Raw genomic sequence first — 19,896 nt, 5'->3', positions numbered from 1 at the left:
AAGGTTAAGTACAAGGGGCGTTCCTGAGTCAGGGACGCCCCTTATACTTAACCTTAGAGAACTGGGTCTCTAGTACTTATTAATAACCGAATCTGGCAGCACTTTTACATCAATGCCAAAGGCTTTCATCAAATTCGCGCGGTTATTCTGTCCATCGACATAGGCTGGATTTACCACCATCGACCGATTGTAATAGTACGACGCCAGTTCAAGCTTCTGCCGATTGTTCTGAGTCTGTCCTTCACCCTGATAGATTACGCCAAGGTTGTTGTAAGCCGGAGCATAGGCATTGGCCGCCCGGATCGTCTGTTTATAGTAATACTTAGCAGAGTCAACATTGGGCGTAATTTTCTGAAACACGTACGCCATCGAGAAATAGGCTTCACCAAAGTTGGGGTAAATTCGTGTGGACTCCTGCAAGTGATCGAGTGCCCAGCGACCATGTTTATTGGCGTGCGCAATATTTGTATCGATTAGTGCTTGAGCCTTCTTAACCTGCTCCACCGAAGGTTTCGGTTTAATCGCGTTCGTTGCATTGGCGATTGAATCGGCTTTAGCACGATCTTTCAGTCCCTTCTCGATCCACTCATTTGCCACGTGCCGCTGTACCTGGCAGCTATTAGGTGCATATGGTAGTGCTGAATTAAAGAGCACGAAATTATTCTCCCAGTCGCGGTTACGCTCTACTGTTTTGAAAGAATATAACCCAATCACAACGGCCATCAGTCCCAATAGAGGAGCATACCGAACCAGCACTGGCTTTGGAGAATCTTCAGATTGGCGAACCAATAACTTCTGTAAAGCCCAGACTACTATACAACCAAAGCCCATGACAGCGGCATAGGAGAAACGTTCGGCAAAAATACCACCCCGGAACCAGATGAAGCCCAGTCCTGGCGCCATGGTTACGAAGAACCAGAATATTCCAAACCCCCAGAGTGTACGCTTGATAAATCCTTTCCAGGCAAGCCAAACCAGCCCTACAAATGTAAAGAAGCCAGCCCATGTCAGAATATCACCCTTTCCACCCGATGGAATGATATTATAGGAGTAGTCATACACCAGCGGATGAGGCAGTATAAGTAGTCGCAGGTAATATTCCAGGAATTTAAACATAGTCGACTTCTGAGTCTTCTCAATCGCATATGGATAGTTTGCCCAGTCAACAGGAGGTGTTCCGCTAAGCGTACCGATCATTTTCTGTTTCTGGTAAAAAAACAGCGCGGTAACAATTAGGAATGGCCACAAACTAATGAGCGATTGCCAGACATTCCGACGGGCAAACCAATACTGCATTGCTGGAATCAGGGCCAGACTTACAATAGATGACTCTTTGGAGAGAAAGGCAAAGTAAAGTGAAGCGCAGGCAAGACCCAACCAACTTCCCGACAATGCCCCCATAATCAGCACGCCTACTATACCGCCAGCCGTACTGCCCAAGGTATTCATCATCAGACTACTACCAATAACCCAGCCACCCACAATAGAGAAGAGTCCCAATATTCCGCCTAACGGCCAGTCGGAAGCAGGGCCTTTGAACCAAAACGGTGATTTGGACTCTAAATGCTTCCAGTAAGAAAGCAACATCAGCGAAATGAAGAGGAAACTCAAAATTTCGTCGCGCCCTTTTATGTTAGCAACAATTTCGGTATGAAGCGGATGAGCAATAAAAACCAGCCCGATCAAAAATGCCGTAATCGTCTGGTTAGTCAGCCACTTCTGCAACAGCACACCAACGACTAAGCCCGTTATTCCATACAGACCGGCATTAATCATATGGCTGATATTGGGGTTATCTTTAAAGTATTCCTGCTCCATCGCAAATGTGATGAGCGACAGAGGGCGATAGTACCCCAACGAAATATTACTAAAATGCCAGAACTCAGTGCGAAGTAAATCAGGAATACCAGCAAGCCCTTTTTTAACAAACAAATTCTGCCCTACAGCGGCAATATCGTCGAGCGCATATTGGTGACCAAACGTGTTTATATATAGTGCGAATCCTAATAAAGCCAGAATAGCGGGTGGCCACCATTCAATAGGCCGTCGGTCAATAGGCAGATCGGTTGTAACAACTGGCTTCACCGTTGTTGGGCGAACTGGTGGACGCTGCGTAGTTTCAACAGGGCGAGTTGCACTGGGCTTTATGGTACCCGGTGTTGTATTCGGTGTAGATTTGGGAGCTGTCGAGCGCGGATTCTCGTAGCCAGGTGCTTGTTTTTTTTTAGCCATAACAGCAGATACTCGTCTATTCTTCTATTTTAGGTTACTCAAATTCTCTTGTCAGATTTACTAATAGGCTACATCGAGAATTACTACATTTATGGATTGATCGTAAAGTTCCGTAAGAATGTCAGCAAAATCAATTCAACTTCATCATCCGTTCAAAACTATTATTTTGACGGTCAGCCTGGGGGTGCTTCTAACTGGTTGTTTTACAACGCGACCGTCGGTTCCAGCAGCAAAGACTCCCCCTGTCAATCTTAGCCGAACTGACAACCTCGCCCTCGGTAATCCGAGCCGAGCGTCGATCAGTGATCCAGACAATTACCCCATTACCCGCCCACAATATATGCTGTCGTATAATCGCAGTCGAGGCATTGCTAACTGGGTAAGCTGGCATTTAAGCCCATCCTGGAAAGGAGATGCCAAACGAACAACAGATTTCCGACCAGATCCAACGTTACCCACGGGTTGGTATGCTGCCCGTCCAAACGATTATACCAATACTGGTTTTGACCGAGGTCATCTATGTCCATCCGATGATCGGGATTCAACGCCCGAAGATAATGCAGCCACGTTCATCCTATCCAACATCGTGCCACAAGCCCCGAGGCATAATCGGGAGGTCTGGAAAAGTTTAGAAGACTATGAACGGCAACTGATGAGCAACGGAAATGATGTCTATATTATTGCTGGAGTAAGCGGAACTGGAGGCACTGGACAAAACGGCTATGCAACTACAATAGCAAATGGAAAACTAACTGTTCCAGCCACCCTTTGGAAAATACTCGTTGTAGTGCCCACCGAAACCGACAATTCCTTTCAGATTACAGCCAATACACGCGTCATTGCGGTTAATATTCCCAATAATCAGACTGCTGCAGACAAACCCTGGCGAGCTTATTTAACCAGTGTAGACGCTTTAGAAACACTAACGGGTTATGATTTTCTGTCGAACGTACCGGTTGACATTCAGCAGATTATTGAAAGGCAAATCGACGGCGGGAATAGTTAGTATAAACAGATGGGACGTTACAGAACGTCCCATCTGTTTATACCAGGAAGATTTAGGCAGCTATTGCCGCTGCTTGTGGAACAGTTTTAACAACTGGGCTCATTGGAATTCGTTGCGTGCGTCGACGTAGCAGTGCAATGGCTTCCTTATCATCAGCAAAAGCACCATTTATGTTGACCATGTTCCGAGCTAATACATCGTATCGCTTAAACATGAGGAGAAAAAACACTTGCCCAAAATCGATTCCATCGAAAACAACTGCCTGATTTTGTGCGTATTTATTGACGGTTTTCAGGAAAAAAGTTGGGTGTTCGCTCCAATGCATAGCGGGTCGAATGTGATGGCTGATATGATAACCATCATTCCAACATTTTCTGTTATACCGTATGTTAATGCACGTAATGCTGTTTTTATAAGCATTACCTGGATCTTCAAAGTCCACAAATGAGTGTTGTGTCCAGTTACCCAGCATCGCAATAAACCGGTAAACAACAAGTGGCAACAAGAATACCAATACCGTAGCACGCCAGTTTATAAAACATAGTCCGAGACAGACAATTCCAAATACGACTTCTCCTGTTAGGGCGCGGGTAGCCAGTTTAGGGCGGTTTTTCTGCCGCAAATACGTCAGCATGTTACGGACACCAACTACGAAAAAGCGACCGAAATAAGCCAGAAAGCTCCGAAAGCTGTCACGTTGAAATGTCATGGTGCTGCTATCATCGTCTTCGAGATTATTCTCAGGATGGTGCATGCCAATGTGATGACTGTAATAGGTCTCGGGTGTATGGCCGAAAAACGGGGCGAGTACCCAGGGCAGAAACTTGTTCATCCAGTCATATTCTGACTTAAAAAACTGCCGGTGAATTGTGCAGTGAAGCATCAGTCCGAAAGGACCTTTGATGCCCAGATTACTAAAGACGAAGTGCAGTGCTGCAACTGCCCACCAGGCCCAACCTGTCAGGAAGGGCATAAATAAGAGTACACTGAGTGGAATGAGCGTCAGACAAATGCGGATGATAAGATAAATAAAGGGCAAATCGCGCTCATCTTTAATAAACTGGAGAAAAAAGCGATCCAGCCGATTATAATTCCCACCCGTGAATGTGGGATCGTGGATAGTGCTCAATGACTTCATGCAACAGATACGGTGGTTAAAGGTATATACACAAAAATTCGGGTCGCTTCAATTATCGTTCATAGCGAAATTGAAACGACCCGAACCTTTGTGTAATACTAACGAAAAAAACTGGAACTGGATTTAATTATTTCGCGTTAGGACGAATTTTATTTTTTCTCAACAGCATGTCCGCCAAACTCATTACGCAGAGCGGCTACTACTTTGCCAGTGAATGTATCATCCTGTAACGAGCGATAGCGTGTCAATAACGATAGGGCAATTACAGGGGTTGGTACACCCAGATCGAGAGCTGCTTCGAGTGTCCATCTACCTTCGCCTGATGAAAACATTCTTCCCTTAATAGCATCCAGTTTAGGATCTTTACTGAACGCATGCTCGGTCAGTTCCATCAGCCAGCCGCGAATAACCGAGCCATGACTCCACATTTTGGCAACTGCCTCAAAGTCGAACGGAAACTGGCTTTTTTCCAGTACTTCAAATCCCTCAGCAATGGATTGCATCATACCATACTCAATCCCATTGTGTACCATTTTAGTAAAGTGACCGCTCCCGGCAGGGCCTGTATAGAGATAGCCATCTTCAACCGAAATATCCTGAAAAACACCGTGTAAGGGCTCAATTACGTCGGGATCGCCACCAACCATGGTGCAGGCACCATTCAGCGCCCCGCTAATTCCTCCGCTGGTACCACAATCCAAGAAGCCAATGCCTTTCTGTTTCAGATAGTCATGCCGCCGGAGGGAATCCTTATAATGAGAATTGCCCCCATCAATAACGACATCACCGGGCTGCATTACGGTTAGCAATTGTTCAATAACCGTATCGACCAATGGCCCAGCCGGAATCATCAGCCACAGAACACGTTTCTCGGGCAACGCATTATAAAGTTCGGGTAAGGTGTTAGCACCTTGGGCACCTTCACTCTTAACGCCTTCTACCAGAGCCGGATTAATATCGTAACCCACAACGGAGTGGCCATGCTTTACTAAGTTACTGACGAGGTTAAACCCCATCTTGCCTAAGCCTATGAATCCAATATGCATAACAATCAATGATTTGAGCGGTCAATTTGGCGATTTTTTTTGTACCCTCCTTCGACTGCCCGATTAGAATTTAGTTAACCCTATTTTAAACTATTCTTCGGCGTATTATTCTCTACAATCTGTAGATTCCAAGGCATTCATAGACATAACCTGAACAGACAAGTCGATTTGGTCAAGCTATAATCTTCGTTTTCTGAACGACCCAGGCCAACCCTACACCAATAAGAGTTCCCAAGCCGTCGGCAGCTAAATCAATCCAGTCAGCAGTGCGATTAATTGGTAATATATACTGTAACCCTTCAATAAGTCCGCCAAATAAAATACCCGCGATCAACACATAGTCCAGTCTAAATCCTGCCAGTATCCACAAAATGGCAAATGGAGCAAAAATGACCGCGTGCAGAATTTTATCATTAAATTCCACTAATTCACCCGGCAAATCAGCGTGGGGAGTAAGGCAGCCGATCAACATAATAATGGTCCAGATGATAGCTAGCCAGCGAAACACAATGGGGGGAATTCTCATACAGTTGATTTCAATCGGTTGGTTGTCAAAAAAAGGAAGAGAATAAGCAAGCTAAACAAATAAATTACATTTCGGCTATCGATCACTCCTTTACCCAAGGCTCGATATTGTTCATCAAGCGCCAGTAGAGATAGATAATACGATAACCCACCCAAGGCGGATAGTCCAGCCAGGGCACTAAGGCCGATATATAGTAGAAAGCAAAAAAATGCACCCAGCACAAAGGCAACTACCTGATTGTCATTGAACGAGGACGCCCATATACCAACTGCTACAAACACACCCGCCAACAGGAGAAGCCCAAAGTATGATCCAAATACACCTGCCGAGTCGATATTGCCAACTGGTGAGCCAAGTTTATAGAGCGTGAAATAATAGACCAGCGTAGGCAGTAAGGTTATGATCACAAGTAGCCAACTCGCCAGAAATTTCCCGACCACAATTCCCCAGCCACTAACGGGCTTGGTTAATAACCATTCGAGCGTCCCTGAACGCACTTCATCGGCAAGAGCGCGCATGGTGATGGCGGGTACCAGAAATAGCAATAGATAGGGTGTCAGATTGAAGAACGTACCCATGTCGGCGTATCCATTTTCGAGTAAACTTGTGTCTGGAAACACCCAAAGTAGCAACCCCATGGCTGTCAGGAACACACCCATAATGATATAGGCGATGGGCGACGAGAAGAATTGGTTAATTTCTTTACGAAAAATAGGCAGCACTTTTTTGTGAGTAGTGAAGTGGAAGTTGGTGAATTTAGTGGAGTAGGTTAAGTGGGTTGAGTAAGTGGAGTCGATACTTAACCTATTCCACTCACTTCACTTACTCCACTAAATTCACTCACTCCACTAATTACCCTATTCAAACGGATTGTCTTTGTTCCTACGTATGAAAGCCGCTATAATCAGTGAGAAAATAACACCAATCAGAATGGTCATAAAGATACCAACGGCAAAGGTTATACCTGGGCTTTGAAATTTCTGCATCACCTCGATAGCCTGGTCAATCTGCTCATCTGACAATTTCCCCTGCTCCTCCATTTGCGAGCGAACTTGTTCGGTCAGGCGCTCCTGAAAACCAGGGTCAATAATCTGAGTATAAAAAACGTTGAACAGCGACGAAAGAAATCCAGCAATTGCTGCGAGCAGAGTACCCAGGCTCATCCCCTCCCCATAACTCATGTACCCACCGTTGGCAGTACGGTAGTCGCGCATCCCCAACACTAGACCAGCAATCAGAATACCATAAATAACGAGGCTAAGTGAACGGTTAGTCGTTTGATCGAGCGTATACAGAATGATCGAATACACAACTAAGGTTATGCCGGTTATCAACCCCCATTTTAGGGCAACGCGGGCGGTGGAGGTCTGGTTGTTCATGATAGCAGGTTAGTAGTCGGACACATTATTGCAAAACGCTGTAGTCCTGCTTGCGGAAAATAAGTGAAATAATGAGTACAGGCAGTACAGCTAATGCTGTTTTTTTGGTCAACTCATCGGGAAGCAGTACAGAAGGCTGCATAGTAATGACTTTATTCCATTGCTCGGCAAACGTTTCTGGCCCAAACTGATCTGTGAGTTGTTTTTTGCCGTCCAGAAGGAGCTTTTTAGAATTAACAATATATTCTGCAAACACGCCCGTATCAACTTGAGTGACGAACAGGTAAATCAGCCAGCCTGTTACTAAGGCGGCCACTGTATTGAGCACATAACCAATGGTTAATCCCTCCCACAAATGCAGCCGACCATGACCAATATATTTCCGATAATACCAGACTGTGGCGATCATGACAATGATGTGAATACCGAAATCCAGCACCCGAATATTCCCCAAAGGAGGCACACCAATGGCGTATAGTGCCAGAAAATACAGGAAGCATAAAACACCCGTCAGCAAGCCGGCCAGAAGCGGAATCTTCAGCAACGGATGCCCAAAATAATTCAGAATACTTTTCATTTAGTAGGCTTAAATTGGCCGTGATGTATGGTTCCGACAACGCGCCCTGTGAATGAATGACCCAGAAACGGAGAGTTTTTCGATTTAGAGAACGTACGTTCGTAATGCCACGTGCCAGTTGGATCAAATAGTGTCAGACAGGCCGACTGCCCTTCGGCAATACTGATGTTAGGGAGCCGTAGAACTTGCCGGGGTCGGGTCGTTAGTTTGTCAATCAGTTGCGACAACGACAGATTTTGATTGTGTGTTATAAGGGCAGCAAAGACGGTTTCCAGACCGATAATACCAAACTCAGCCTGATCAAACTCCAGGTTTTTGCTTTCAGCATCCTGGGGCGAATGATCAGATACGATTGCGTCAATTGTACCATCGGCTAAACCCGCCCAAAGAGCTGATACATCGGCCGTTGATCGGAAGGGAGGATTTACTTTCAAATTTGTATCAAAACCCGACAAGGCCGAATCATCGAAAACAAGTTGATGAGCCGCCACATCACAACTTATAGGTAATCCTTGCGCCTTCGCTTGCCGAATCAACTCCACCGAACGAGCAGTAGAAATGGTCGAAAAATGTAATGCAGACTGTGTAATACCCTGCCCCGCGCCCCCTGCCCCCTGCTCTTCACTCACCACATAATCCAGCAATCGCAAATCGCGTTCTACGATCAATTCTTCGGCCAATGCGGGCATGCCCTTCAAACCGAGCAATGTACTTTGAATCCCTTCATGCATTTGGCCAAATCGAGTCAGCAGCTGCTCTTCCGGCCGATTCATAAGCAACCCATTAATAGGTTGTAGATACTGTAGCGTTTTGAGCAATAAATCAGGATTCTGTAGTGGATGAGTCCCATCAGAAAATGCTACAGCCCCCGCATGATGCAGGTCAAGCATTTCAGTAAAGTCCTCACCGGCTGTTTTTTTCGTTATGGCAGCAATGACATGAACATTTACAGGCTGCCCTTCGGCCATACGCCGGATATAGCCAAGCGTTCCCTTATCGTCTATAACCGGCTGTGTATTAGGCAATACCGCAATGTCGGTAAAACCACCGGCAGCAGCGGCTTTGCAAACGCTGGTCAGGTCTTCTTTATGTTCATAGCCAGGGTCCTGCGCTAATACACGCATATCGACCCAACCGAGTGATACATGCAAGTTATCCGACTCGATGACCACATTGTCGGCATTGACAGGCAGCTTTTCGCCAATCTGACGAATCAGGCCGTTTTCAACCAGAATATCAACCACCTGCCCATTCCATGACGAAGCAGTATCAACAACACGGGCAGAACGGATTAGAAATTGCATAGGAAATTACCCTCCAAATTTTTGAGCAGAGGGCCGCAAGTGAAGTAATTATCTAAAAAAAGGCCCCTTTCGGAGCCTTCTACTAGTCTATTCAGTGGATCAGGCACCTACCAATTCCCGGTAGGCATCGGCAGTTAGTAATCCGTCTTTCTCTCCTGCATCGGCAGGTTTCAAACGAATAATCCAGCCTTCACCATATGGATCACTATTCAACAATTCGGGACTTTTCTCAATAGCCGGGTTCAGTTCAAGAACTTCTCCTTCAATTGGCAAAAACAAATCCGACACCGTTTTAACAGCCTCAACGGCACCAAAAACTTCCCCTTTTCCGAGTGATTGGCCTACCGTATTGACGTCGATGAAAATAATATCGCCCAATTCATTCTGTGCGAATTCAGTAATGCCAATTACTGCTGTACCGTCATCTTCTATCCGAATCCACTCGTGATCCTCCGTATAACTTAGTTCTGCGGGAAAATTCATTGTAAAGGGGTCTTAATTTATACGCACAAAATACGGTAGATGAGGCCGAATTTGCAAACAGTAACCAATAGAATAGCCAGTAGATACGTGTTATCTACTGGCTATCTTTTAGGCTTACTTCACCACAGTCGGGCTAGGAGAAAAATTATAAGCCCCGAGCCGATCGCTGCTCTGCCGCTGAATCATCCACTGTGGATACGGCTTCGTAGTAGCACTTATCTCATCAAGTTGATTAAGTTGCTCAGTCGTCAGACTTACTTCAACGGCTTTAATATTATCAGCAAGCTGATCGGTGTTTTTTGCACCAATAATAACGCTTGTTACCCCTGGTTTGGCCAGCACCCAGGCCAGCGCAATACGTGCCACCGAAACACCATGTGCTTCGGCAATTGATTGCATCACCTCGATGATGTCGTAGGCCCGTTCTTGATTAACAGGTGGAAAATCGAATGCAAGCCGACGTGAATCGCCTTCTGGTTTATTGTCGCGAGTGTATTTACCCGATAAGAAACCACCTGCCAGTGGGCTCCAGGGTAGAATAGCCATCTGTTGATCCTGTACCATGGGTACGATTTCATTTTCGAGGTCACGACCAGCAATAGAGTAGTAATTCTGGGTCGATACAAATTTCGTCCAGCCATTTTTCTCGGCAATGCCATTGGCCTTCATCACCTGCCAGGCGGCTAAATTTGAACAACCAATATAGCGCACTTTACCACTCCTGACCACATCTTCCAGTCCCCGCATCGTTTCCTCCAGGGGCGTTATTGGATCAAATCCATGAATCTGGTAAAGATCAACGTGATCCATTTGAAGGCGTTTCAGACTGCCTTCTATCTGCTGCATAATTTGCAGGCGACCTAAGCCGACCTGATTTTTGCCTTCGCCCATGCGCCCACGAACTTTAGTAGCGATCACCAGTTCATCGCGCGACAGGCCAAGCGATTTCAGCGCCTGTCCTAGCAAGCGTTCTGACTCACCAAATGAATATACATTGGCTGTATCAATGAAGTTGATTCCACTATCCAGAGCAGCTTTAACAATATCGTTAACGGCATTTTGCTGAAGCTCGCCCATAGCTTTCCAGTAGCCATTACCGCCGAAGGTCATGGTACCAAGGCAGATTTCGGAGACTAATACACCGGTGTTTCCAAGCGGGTTGTATTTCATACGTTCGTTTATTAGGGTTTGTTAAGTCAACCGGGATAACGGACCGATTGTTGATTTGGTTGTCTAATCGACCAGTTCATTAAGCAAAAAAACGATCATCTATACCCTGCCTAAACTGCTCATCGCCTACCTGTAATCGCAGTGCATACATGGCTTTAGCATCTTCACCTGCCACATACCGCAGTTGGTTCTTTCCATCAGTGGCGGCTTCATACACGACTTCGGCTATTTGCTCGGCAGTTGAGTAATTGGCCCGGCGAGTTGGATCGCTAAAAACAGCAATTACTTTATTGAGTTGATCCGTATAGGCTTCGTGGGATGTGCGAACAATTGAGCGGCCTGAAAAATCGGTTGTGATACCGCCAGGTGAAACTGTTTTGATACCAATACCAAACCCAGATAGCTCGAACGACATACTTTCACTCCAACCTTCCAATGCCCATTTGGTAGCATGATATACCGAATTGAACGGAAAAGCCACTAAACCACCGATTGATGTTGTGCTAATAAACAACCCTGATCTCTTCGCCCTGAAGTGAGGAATAAATGCTTGCGTAACCCGAATGACACCTAACAGATTTGTTTCCAGCTGTTTTACAATCTGCTCATCGGTTGTCCCTTCTAAAGGACCCGCCAGACCGTATCCTGCATTATTGAATACTACATCTACCTCACCCATGTCAATCACTTGCTGAGCTGTAGATTGTATCTGTTCGAGGTTAGTAACGTCCAGCGGCAAGAGTTTAATTGACGGAATTTGGGTGAGTTCCGTTTCATTTTCGGGATTACGCATCGTAGCAATTACGTTCCACCCCTTGCTGGCAAACAGAATAGCAGCCGCTTTTCCAAGACCACTTGATGCACCAGTAATAAAAATTGTCTTTGTCATTGTTGAGAATGGTTTCATATTCGTATAGCGAACAAATTGGAGTTAACTCCAGAATTCCCGCAATCCTGATTTTTTCAAAAAATGTATATCCGCGAGCTAGCCGACCGAACCGGTGTGACACCCGATACAATCCGTTTTTACGAGAAGTTGAATTTACTGCAAAGCAATCGCCAGAGCAGACGGGGTCATCGCCAGTATGATGAGTCGCATGTGGCGGGATTGCTACAGATTAAGTTTATCAAAGCAATGGGCTTTACACTCAAAGATATACAGGAGAAATTCGTAGACTGGCGAGCCGGAAAGCTTACCAATTTAGAAAAGCGAGCAATATTGGAAGCACAGCTCCAGAAAATGGACGAAGCAGCCGCTGAAATCGAGCAGGTGAGAGCGTATTTACGAAAAAAGATTGGCCTGTTTCCTGATTGAATTCCCGGTACTCTATTCAGCCAAGTTAAATTTCACCTGCACACCACCAGCGGTAGTAGCCCGCTTAAACGAATTCGAAACGAGAGGATCGTTAAACGTACGATCGAAATAAAGGTTGAAATTCAAACGCTTACTAACGATATAGCTGATCTGTGGGCGCAACTGGAAATTTACGTTACCCGCAGTAACAATCTGTTCTGCATCTAATTTCCGTTGAATCGTTCGCGTATCGCGGAAGGTCAGGGCACAGGAGAAAGTCAGGTCGTTTTTCAGCTTCTTGTAAGCGCCATTGATTCGGAACGGAATCCGGAAATTCTGCCGCGTAAAGCCCATAGACGCTGTTATATCTTTATTGCTTAGTTCGGCAACCTGAGCGTTCGATAGACTTAGCGCTACGTCGCGGCTCTGGTTGAAAGCTAATTGTCCGCTAATACGATTCTTCGTCTGAAACTGAACACCAATCACCGGCGCAAATTTCTCCGACATCGTGATGGTACTCATTGCCACAATAGGCACAAACTGATTCAACTGGTTAGTAATTGTTCCAACCCCAAAATCCTGCACCGCCAGATTTACATAAGCCGCTCCATAATCTAAATTCGAAATGAAGTTGCCGACACTGTAGGTCGAGGAGTAGCTATGGTTTATCGTAAATGAGGTGAACATTTTCCGAATAATACCTAACCCAGAAATACCATTATAGGTAATCTGCCAGTTCGGTAGTGGAAAATTGTAGAAAGGCGAGAATTTCGCCTTTTCTTTTTTCTGACCGCTATACGCAGCAAAAAACGAAGGAATTAGTACGTCTTGCGCATTTAAATCATACGTCCCTGCCCGATTTCCTTCTTTAGCGGCTGCATTAAGTTTCTGGCTAAAATAGTTTCGGTAGCTTTCAAGACTATCGAACAGAACAGAGGTATTATCTGAGCGAAGCCCCTTAAACGCTGTTCGGAACGACCAGAACGACATACTGAATTGCCCACTGCGCACAGGCGTCTGAGTTTCAAACGCTCCACCCTGCGAACCAGGCCGGTAGTATTCCTGATACGCATCCGTTCGATCGAGTCGCCAGTTTATCTGCATCCGGAAATCTTTAAACGGCTCCAGGGTCGTACTGGCTGTAAATTTCTTCGTAATGTTCTGCTGAAAAGCCGTATTCTGTACTGTACTAGGCGACAACCAGCCTTTCTGAGCAGCCTTGTAGGCAATATTATGATCCTGACTGCCTAGTACAAAACCTAAACCTGGCGCGTTTTCGGCACTTAATCCAAAAAACTTTGGTGTTGGCAGGAAACCGGGAAGAATTGTCGACTCCTGCAAATTATAGGAGAAGTTAATGCCCCGCACGGTCAACAAAGCCCGTGTAAAGTTTTTAAGGATTTTACTATCTCCTCGCTCAATATCCTCCATATCACCGGGGTTACGAGCGAAGTTTTTCCGGACTGGGGCGGGTGTATTGGCAAATCGCAGGTAGCGGATTTTATTATACAGTCTGATTAAATCAACCCGGCCTGTAATGCCTCGTTCGCGGTTGTTGCGGAGAATATTGCCAAATGGAACGCCGAGTGAATCGACAATACCATACGAATTAGCCTGGAACTGGTAACCGACACCGTAACTGGCATCAGCCGCAATCCAGTCGAGCAGCGGTATTTTATCTAAGGGTAGTCTATAGGTAGCCTTGATATCCTGCACGAAATTTTTCATCCGGCCCAGATGCTTGATACTATTGATAATTGAGTCGCGTTTAGCCTGGGTATTAATGTCGCCTGCCGGTTCGTCGATAATGGCGTTAGCCTGTGCATGATAAGTTAGTACCAAGCTGCGTGTCAGGTTCCAGGTCAGATCGTAATAGCGATTAAACAGGAAATATTTCTCGAATTGGGGCAGAATGCCGTCGGTTGTCAGATCTGATGAGCGAAGTTGCGTTTTGATGTAACTCCGGTCCATATCGGTGCGAATCGAGACCAGCGACGGCAACAACGTCAGGTTGAAATCTTTAAGCCAGCGCAGATACGGAGCCTCAAATGAAGCCACATTTCGGAACGGTTCAAACGGTTTTGGTTGAGCGCTATACGTATACGCAATGCCCCCCCGATTCTGCCGTTGCAGGTATTCCTGCGTCAGAATGTTCGTGCGTTTCATATCGTTGAACGCATAGGTAAAGGCAAAATTTTCGAAATCCCAGAAGTGCGATTTGGCATTCGGATTGGTTTTCACCTTCCTGACATTCGAGAAATTATACCCCCGGCGCGTCGTATTATCCTGCACCAACTGACGGTAGCTCTCCCGTTCAGCTTCCGATGATTTTGTTGACAGTGAGGTTTCCAGCGGAGTGTCGGGGTCTAGCGGGTCAAAATGAGGATCGACATTGCGATGGTCATAGTTGACATAGAGCGGAATTTTCAGTCCCCATGTAGCAGGCAGGAATTTATCGATAGCCAGCGCCGACGACACCCCAAACTCGGTGGTTGTTTCGAGGGCTCGTTCACCAATGCGCGTCTGTACCCCTCCGAAGCCAAAAGTCGTAATCCGGCCCGATGCAGTGAGTGTGCCCAGGTCCGCTAGTTTCATGTTCAATGCACCAACAGCGGCCATCCCTGCATGCTGGTCATAGCCGTTGGCCCGCAACTCATCGACCCAAATAGTGAAGGATTTAGGTCGTTCGCCATCGCCAAGAATTTTAGGATTACGCATCCCAATCATAACTGACTGGACAGAACTTAGATCAGGATTACCTACCACTGTTAACAGATAATGCCCATCAGCAGACGTCTGGGTAAATGGTAATGATGTTTTTCGCCCAAACTCCCGGTTACGGTTTGCTTTGAGGTTGATAAGTTCATCAAGAGCTAAGTCCAACGCATTAGCAGTAGGCCAAACTACCTCGGCGACTTGATTACCAGCGGGCGTAGCTATTAGTCGGGGAATTTCAATTTCGTAATAGTTATCGGTATAATCGGTACCTAACCGTACGAAAGCTGACACCTGCCCACTTTCATCGTCATTATTGTGCATGTGCACAAACATTTTGAGCCGCTCCCGAAATAACAGATTGTAATTCGTGTTTTTGAACGCCCCCCGCGAATCACCATCACGCAGACCCGTTACGCTTAGGCGCATTGACTGCTCGTTCAATTCAACAATATTGGGTTGCGTATAATCACGATCCCGAATGTAGCCTGGGGGTACTGTGTACTGATACTTATCGCCACCCTGGGTGGTGGTTTGTGTGCTACTGTTTTCTTCAATATTTACCGTTGAGACAGTAAAGTTCGCATCGTAAGGCTCTGGCACTTCCTGCAAGCCGTGCTGGGTTAGGTCGCCGGTATATTTGCGATACTGGTTAGCTTCCATCTGCAATTCGGCAAATCGAAGCACAACTGGATCAGCAAAGTTAGTCAGGTACATCCGCATAAAACGAATGGATTTATACCCGTTGATACTACCCACTTTCCGTAAAGGCTCCCGCACCGGAATCCGGAACTGATACCAGTTGACAACCCCACCTGGCGTGTTGACCGATACCTTATCGACAATGTATTTACTCTGACCAACTTCCAGTTTATCAGGCTGCAAGTCTATTTCATATTCATAGTAAGCTTCATTGTCATTAATTGTATTGTCAATATTGAGGTCTTCAATATCGGGCAACGTAGTCGATGCGGGAGTCAGGTATTGATTGGCACTGGTGTTTTCGGGCGAATTGTTTTCCATACCCATAAACTTCTTGTACCTGGCGACAATATATTTCTGCTGATCGGCATCATCACCCAGGTAGAATTTAAAGTCATCGCCAGAAGGGTCTTGCTCAATATCGGCTAAGGCCGTTGGGTCAGTAACTTTCGTTCGAACGGCGGTCAGGTAGTTTTTGAAAAAATCCTTTTCAGCGATAACTCCACTCGGAATAGTTGGCTGGCTACTTAAACCATCCAAACCAATATCCTGCTGTGCACGTGAACCGGTCTGAAAAGCATTCGTCACAAATTGCCGGGTTGGCGCCTGCCCCCAGGCCGTTGCTTCGGTACCAGGGTTACGCACACTCACGGCTGAATCGAGCGGAAATCCATTCTCAAACTCATAGCGGCTATCCTTAATAACATCTTCCGACACATCGCCAAGGTTAAAGACCAGTTTTCCTCCTCCCCTACGACTACCGCCTTTTAACGTCTGATTGGGGTTGGGGCCATATCGAATGTCACCGGCATCTCCCTTTACAAAGGGGTCCATGAGCCAGAATGTGATATTCTCTATGTTGGCATTGTCGAAATCAATATCCGAGGCAATAGCTCGGGTAACGGCGCCAAAGTTTTGTGTAGGATTGGGAAGTTGACCGTTCGCGTCCAGATTCGGGTTGTAGTTATACATACCTCGTTCTGCTGGGAAATACGCTACGTCCAGAATATTTTCGGGTAGCTGTACTGGCCTTGCCGACCGACCCGGAAACAGTTCCTGTGGTAGGAAAGGGCGTTCATACATGTGTTTGTTGGCATCTTCAACATCAATGTTCGACGACACACCAAGCAAACCCGTTGACCCAAAAATACTGGGGTCAACTGTATAAACTGAAATTCGGGCGCGGTTGTAAGCATACGGCAGTGGATCAGCAAATGACCCCTGCGGAAACTGCTGAGGGGTGGCCCCAAGTCGCCAGCGCGTAGGTTGCCGGGTCAGATCGAAAATAGTACGAGCTGCTTCAAAATCATCCAGATAGCTTTCATTCTTGGCTTTCTGATTTGTACCCGGAAAAAGTTGCGCGACCTCGCCATTAAACTGAATAGTCGACAATTCTTTGGTTTGTACGCCAGGCAGGGCATCCAGCAGACGAGTCAGACCAGGTGCATCTTTACGGATATTGGCGTTGATACCTAAAATCGTGTTATTAACGGGTTCATTACCAAGTGCCACACGGGTCAAAAAGCCGGCCGGAGTTTCTTTCATATGCATAGCGGTCAAACCTATGCTAACATCCTTATTGACCGTATAATCCAGGTGCGTACCGATCAGCGTACGGATCTGATTCTGAAACAAATCGGGCTGTTCGTAGCTGATCCGAATCTCGCGGCCCGAATTCGTCACGCTTTCGTTAATAATCCGTAGCTTACCAATCTGGGCTTCGAGCACATAGTCCGTTCCGGCCACAAGCGGCACACCACCTGCCGTTACAGTAACCGACTGTTCATTAACACCATAGGGTAGTTGCACCTCAGCCCCGTTACCTGACTGGAATGATCCCTTCAGGAAAAATTTATCTTTGGCGGCAATCTGGGCAGCATCGGTCTTGGTACCCCTATAAAGCTCATTAAAGACATATTTTGCCTTTAGATTGTCTTCATCAGCATCGAACTGTTTTTCCAGATAAGCTCCAAAGGGTTCCAGAACCGGGAAAATTATTTTCCCATATCGACTATCAATTGTATAACTCTCGACGTAATCGAAGTTACCGTCAGGCTGGGCATCCAGTTGCTGATTAAGTCGATCCATACCAAACAGTTGCACCAATGGACGATTCTGCGTCCGTCGTCCTTCCTGTAGGTTGGGGTTATCAATACCTGTCAGATCGTCTTTATAAATAATTCGTAATTGAAAACCCTGACGGGTGATTTGAGAGGTGCTAAGCCCGTAGATGTTCTTCATCATCAGGTTCCACATAGGTAACTGAAGATTGTTACGCAGTGTAGCCGACTTCAATAGCTTTAACACCAGTACTTCATCACCTTTACGGGACTGATAATCTTCGGTCAATTCCCCAACTTTATAGCGTCGGCCCTGGTAGGTATACTCGTAAGCAACAGCCAGAATTTCATCATTACGAAGCGGAGTTACGAGCGAGATGTAGCCCAGGTCGGCCTGAAGCCTATATTCACGGTCGGTAAGCCGTTTGGCTCCACGGAGGAGGTCAAAATCTATACCCTTGGTCAATTGAAAGGCGGTTGTCAGCTGATCGTTTGTCTGATCTACCTGCCGAAATGCGCTATTGGTATTCGCGGTTAACTTATTAAAGAGGCCGTTGGCTGTGTTGGCGGAAGGAGTCAGGTTATTACGCGAAAATGGAGATAGATTCGGATTCGTCTGACTATAGGGATTGCCTTCGCCCAAATCCTGGAAGCCAGCAATGTTTCGCAATGACTCAGTTGTGTTCGTGCGGTTCGTCACATACACTTCAATCCGGGTTACGTTAATTCCTGAGGTCACCTGCGGCATCGTTTTTAACGAGGCTTCGTAGTTAGCCCGGAAAAACTGCGACAGGAAGAAGTGTTGGTTTTCGTCGTAACCATCAGCACGGATTTCAAACGGACGGTTCGACGTACCACCTCGCAGTACAATTTCACTTTTACGTGATCGTTGTTGCGAAGCCACTAATGTGGCATTCAGCCGGCCAAAACGCAACTGGGTTTTAACCCCAAATAGGTTTTGCACCCCTGGAATCAACTGACTGTTAACCGCCCAACTAATATTACCAACTTCGAGTCCCTGTAAAATACTTTCGTTCTGGGGAGTAAATCCTGGTGTACCCGGCGTAGTCATTCCCGGCAATGTTGGAGCACCTGGCAATGTGGGTGCCTTGGGTAGCCCTGGCAGGCCCTGTCCCGTACCGAAAGCGGGTAAACCACCTCCCGGTTTGTAATTGAGTTTCAGTGCATTCTCGAAGTTGAAACTAGCCTTGGTATCGAAATTGGCCAGTACACCTAGCTTCTCACCGATTTTACCATTGAAGTTAATGCTGATTTGTTCATTGAAGAGAAAGTTACCACTGCGACGTTGCCGAACAGGATAAGCTGGGTTATCGTTGAATTGATAGAGATAACCGAAATCAAGTGTCACAAAACCGTTTGGCTTAAAATCAACCTGACTACCGCCAAAAAGCCGGTCAATAACAGGCGGTAATTCTAGTTTTGGAATTAACCCTCTTCCACTCAACGCACTCTGACCATCACGCTTAGCTCCATACTCACTCCAGATACTTTGCTCAACCCGTTGGTTTTGAAGTTGGTTATAGGTCGAAAAGGGAATCGTTTCTGCTGGTCGATAAGGCAGGCCAAACTGCGATGGTGGCAGTATCGGGCTGGTTGCTGACTGGCCGGGCGTACCTGTACCCGACGTAGCGGGTATGGTCGAGTTCGTTTGCCCTTGTACTGAGTTAGGCGTGGGAGGGCCAGACAACGATACGCCTGTCCGAACCCGCTCGGTAACGCCAATGCGCCCTTCAGGATCAAGCCGAAAATCGGTTGAAACGCCTTTAGGGTCACGTAAGATAAACGGAGATTTAGACGGTCGATCGGAGAAACGGGTAGCCCGTCGGTCAGGCCAGTTTATAGTTGGCCGTCGGTTGGCGCTACGTGCCGCCCGAATGCTATCCGTGCGCTCCTGAAGAGCCTGCTTGGCAGAATCTGCTCGCATAACGGCCCGTCGACGTGCGTTAGCACGCGCCGAATCGGCCGCAGCCTGTTGACGCCGTCCGGCCGCTCCTCGTCGTGCAGGGGTTGGCTGATCCTGGCTATAGCTTATACCCAGCCCTAACAGCAGCCAGCATCCCAATATCAGCCACCCGTTCGGAATAAACAGGAGTCTGCTACTAGCAAGAATGAAGTGACTGACAACAGAACTGTGAACAAAGTAGTGGTTCACCATCGGGGGTACTTTCGGGTTCAGTATGAATAGCGAGGATACGTTCTTCTATCAAACGGCCAAAATTAGGCCATTCGTCTAATAGAGCAAT

At 46.6% G+C, this 19,896-nt stretch carries 14 protein-coding genes; 2 read left to right on the top strand and 12 right to left on the bottom strand.

From position 1 onward, the window contains the following. Window positions 1-69: 69 nt before the first annotated feature. The gene (locus tag GO755_RS13420) at window positions 70-2,232 is read right to left on the bottom strand and encodes a tetratricopeptide repeat protein (RefSeq protein WP_157585516.1); all 2,163 of its coding nucleotides are present in this window, start codon (window positions 2,230-2,232) and stop codon (window positions 70-72) included. 118 nt (window positions 2,233-2,350) lie between these two features. Between GO755_RS13420 and GO755_RS13415 the strand changes: the two genes are divergently transcribed. After that, complete coding sequence (locus GO755_RS13415; RefSeq protein ID WP_157585514.1) at window positions 2,351-3,238, top strand: DNA/RNA non-specific endonuclease; 888 nt, start codon at window positions 2,351-2,353, stop codon at window positions 3,236-3,238. Between the two features lie 52 nt (window positions 3,239-3,290). Here the strand turns inward: GO755_RS13415 and GO755_RS13410 are convergent, their stop codons facing one another. The 10 genes from GO755_RS13410 to GO755_RS13365 form a co-directional block, all read right to left on the bottom strand. Continuing rightward, window positions 3,291-4,376, bottom strand: a complete 1,086-nt coding sequence (locus GO755_RS13410; RefSeq protein WP_157585512.1) for a fatty acid desaturase family protein — start codon at window positions 4,374-4,376, stop codon at window positions 3,291-3,293. 149 nt (window positions 4,377-4,525) lie between these two features. After that, on the bottom strand, window positions 4,526-5,422 hold the full coding sequence (gnd, locus tag GO755_RS13405) for a phosphogluconate dehydrogenase (NAD(+)-dependent, decarboxylating) (RefSeq protein WP_157585510.1): 897 nt from the start codon (window positions 5,420-5,422) through the stop codon (window positions 4,526-4,528). 172 nt (window positions 5,423-5,594) lie between these two features. Further along, a complete protein-coding gene (locus GO755_RS13400) occupies window positions 5,595-5,948 on the bottom strand; it encodes a VanZ family protein (protein WP_157585508.1) in 354 nt (117 codons plus the stop codon). Next, the gene (gene gldF, locus GO755_RS13395) at window positions 5,945-6,670 is read right to left on the bottom strand and encodes a gliding motility-associated ABC transporter permease subunit GldF (protein WP_317165861.1); all 726 of its coding nucleotides are present in this window, start codon (window positions 6,668-6,670) and stop codon (window positions 5,945-5,947) included. Before gldF ends, GO755_RS13400 begins: the two co-directional genes overlap by 4 nt. A gap of 135 nt (window positions 6,671-6,805) precedes the next feature. Further along, on the bottom strand, window positions 6,806-7,327 hold the full coding sequence (locus tag GO755_RS13390; RefSeq protein WP_157585506.1) for a DUF4199 domain-containing protein: 522 nt from the start codon (window positions 7,325-7,327) through the stop codon (window positions 6,806-6,808). 25 nt (window positions 7,328-7,352) lie between these two features. Then, window positions 7,353-7,904, bottom strand: coding sequence for a DUF4199 domain-containing protein (locus GO755_RS13385; RefSeq protein WP_157585504.1), 552 nt, complete (start codon window positions 7,902-7,904; stop codon window positions 7,353-7,355). Continuing rightward, on the bottom strand, window positions 7,901-9,208 hold the full coding sequence (locus GO755_RS13380) for a dihydroorotase (protein WP_157585502.1): 1,308 nt from the start codon (window positions 9,206-9,208) through the stop codon (window positions 7,901-7,903). Before GO755_RS13380 ends, GO755_RS13385 begins: the two co-directional genes overlap by 4 nt. A gap of 99 nt (window positions 9,209-9,307) precedes the next feature. Then, a complete protein-coding gene (gene gcvH / locus GO755_RS13375; RefSeq protein ID WP_157585500.1) occupies window positions 9,308-9,691 on the bottom strand; it encodes a glycine cleavage system protein GcvH in 384 nt (127 codons plus the stop codon). A 114-nt stretch (window positions 9,692-9,805) separates the two neighbouring features. After that, entirely contained in the window at window positions 9,806-10,861 is a 1,056-nt protein-coding gene (locus GO755_RS13370) for an aldo/keto reductase (protein ID WP_157585498.1), read from the bottom strand. Between the two features lie 79 nt (window positions 10,862-10,940). Then, window positions 10,941-11,750 (bottom strand): SDR family oxidoreductase, encoded by an 810-nt coding sequence (locus GO755_RS13365; RefSeq protein WP_157585496.1) that lies wholly within the window; start codon window positions 11,748-11,750, stop codon window positions 10,941-10,943. An 81-nt stretch (window positions 11,751-11,831) separates the two neighbouring features. Between GO755_RS13365 and GO755_RS13360 the strand changes: the two genes are divergently transcribed. Further along, on the top strand, window positions 11,832-12,176 hold the full coding sequence (locus GO755_RS13360) for a helix-turn-helix domain-containing protein (RefSeq protein WP_157585494.1): 345 nt from the start codon (window positions 11,832-11,834) through the stop codon (window positions 12,174-12,176). Between the two features lie 12 nt (window positions 12,177-12,188). Here the strand turns inward: GO755_RS13360 and sov are convergent, their stop codons facing one another. Then, window positions 12,189-19,808, bottom strand: a complete 7,620-nt coding sequence (gene sov / locus GO755_RS13355; RefSeq protein ID WP_157585492.1) for a T9SS outer membrane translocon Sov/SprA — start codon at window positions 19,806-19,808, stop codon at window positions 12,189-12,191. Window positions 19,809-19,896: the final 88 nt, after the last annotated feature.

Origin of the sequence: Spirosoma arboris (assembly GCF_009754945.1) — a bacterium.
Classification (GTDB): domain Bacteria; phylum Bacteroidota; class Bacteroidia; order Cytophagales; family Spirosomataceae; genus Spirosoma; species Spirosoma arboris.
This window is presented reverse-complemented; position numbering and strand designations above follow the sequence as displayed.

What these genes read in the sequence shown, in the direction of transcription:
- GO755_RS13360 (WP_157585494.1), top strand. Translation starts at nt 11,832, where the DNA reads ATGTATATCCGCGAGCTAGCCGACCGAACCGGTGTGACACCCGATACA.
- GO755_RS13415 (WP_157585514.1), top strand. Translation starts at nt 2,351, where the DNA reads ATGTCAGCAAAATCAATTCAACTTCATCATCCGTTCAAAACTATTATT.
- GO755_RS13390 (WP_157585506.1), bottom strand. Translation starts at nt 7,327, where the DNA reads ATGAACAACCAGACCTCCACCGCCCGCGTTGCCCTAAAATGGGGGTTG.
- GO755_RS13380 (WP_157585502.1), bottom strand. Translation starts at nt 9,208, where the DNA reads ATGCAATTTCTAATCCGTTCTGCCCGTGTTGTTGATACTGCTTCGTCA.
- gcvH (WP_157585500.1), bottom strand. Translation starts at nt 9,691, where the DNA reads ATGAATTTTCCCGCAGAACTAAGTTATACGGAGGATCACGAGTGGATT.
- GO755_RS13410 (WP_157585512.1), bottom strand. Translation starts at nt 4,376, where the DNA reads ATGAAGTCATTGAGCACTATCCACGATCCCACATTCACGGGTGGGAAT.
- GO755_RS13365 (WP_157585496.1), bottom strand. Translation starts at nt 11,750, where the DNA reads ATGACAAAGACAATTTTTATTACTGGTGCATCAAGTGGTCTTGGAAAA.
- GO755_RS13385 (WP_157585504.1), bottom strand. Translation starts at nt 7,904, where the DNA reads ATGAAAAGTATTCTGAATTATTTTGGGCATCCGTTGCTGAAGATTCCG.
- sov (WP_157585492.1), bottom strand. Translation starts at nt 19,808, where the DNA reads ATGGTGAACCACTACTTTGTTCACAGTTCTGTTGTCAGTCACTTCATT.
- GO755_RS13420 (WP_157585516.1), bottom strand. Translation starts at nt 2,232, where the DNA reads ATGGCTAAAAAAAAACAAGCACCTGGCTACGAGAATCCGCGCTCGACA.
- GO755_RS13370 (WP_157585498.1), bottom strand. Translation starts at nt 10,861, where the DNA reads ATGAAATACAACCCGCTTGGAAACACCGGTGTATTAGTCTCCGAAATC.
- gnd (WP_157585510.1), bottom strand. Translation starts at nt 5,422, where the DNA reads ATGCATATTGGATTCATAGGCTTAGGCAAGATGGGGTTTAACCTCGTC.
- GO755_RS13400 (WP_157585508.1), bottom strand. Translation starts at nt 5,948, where the DNA reads ATGAGAATTCCCCCCATTGTGTTTCGCTGGCTAGCTATCATCTGGACC.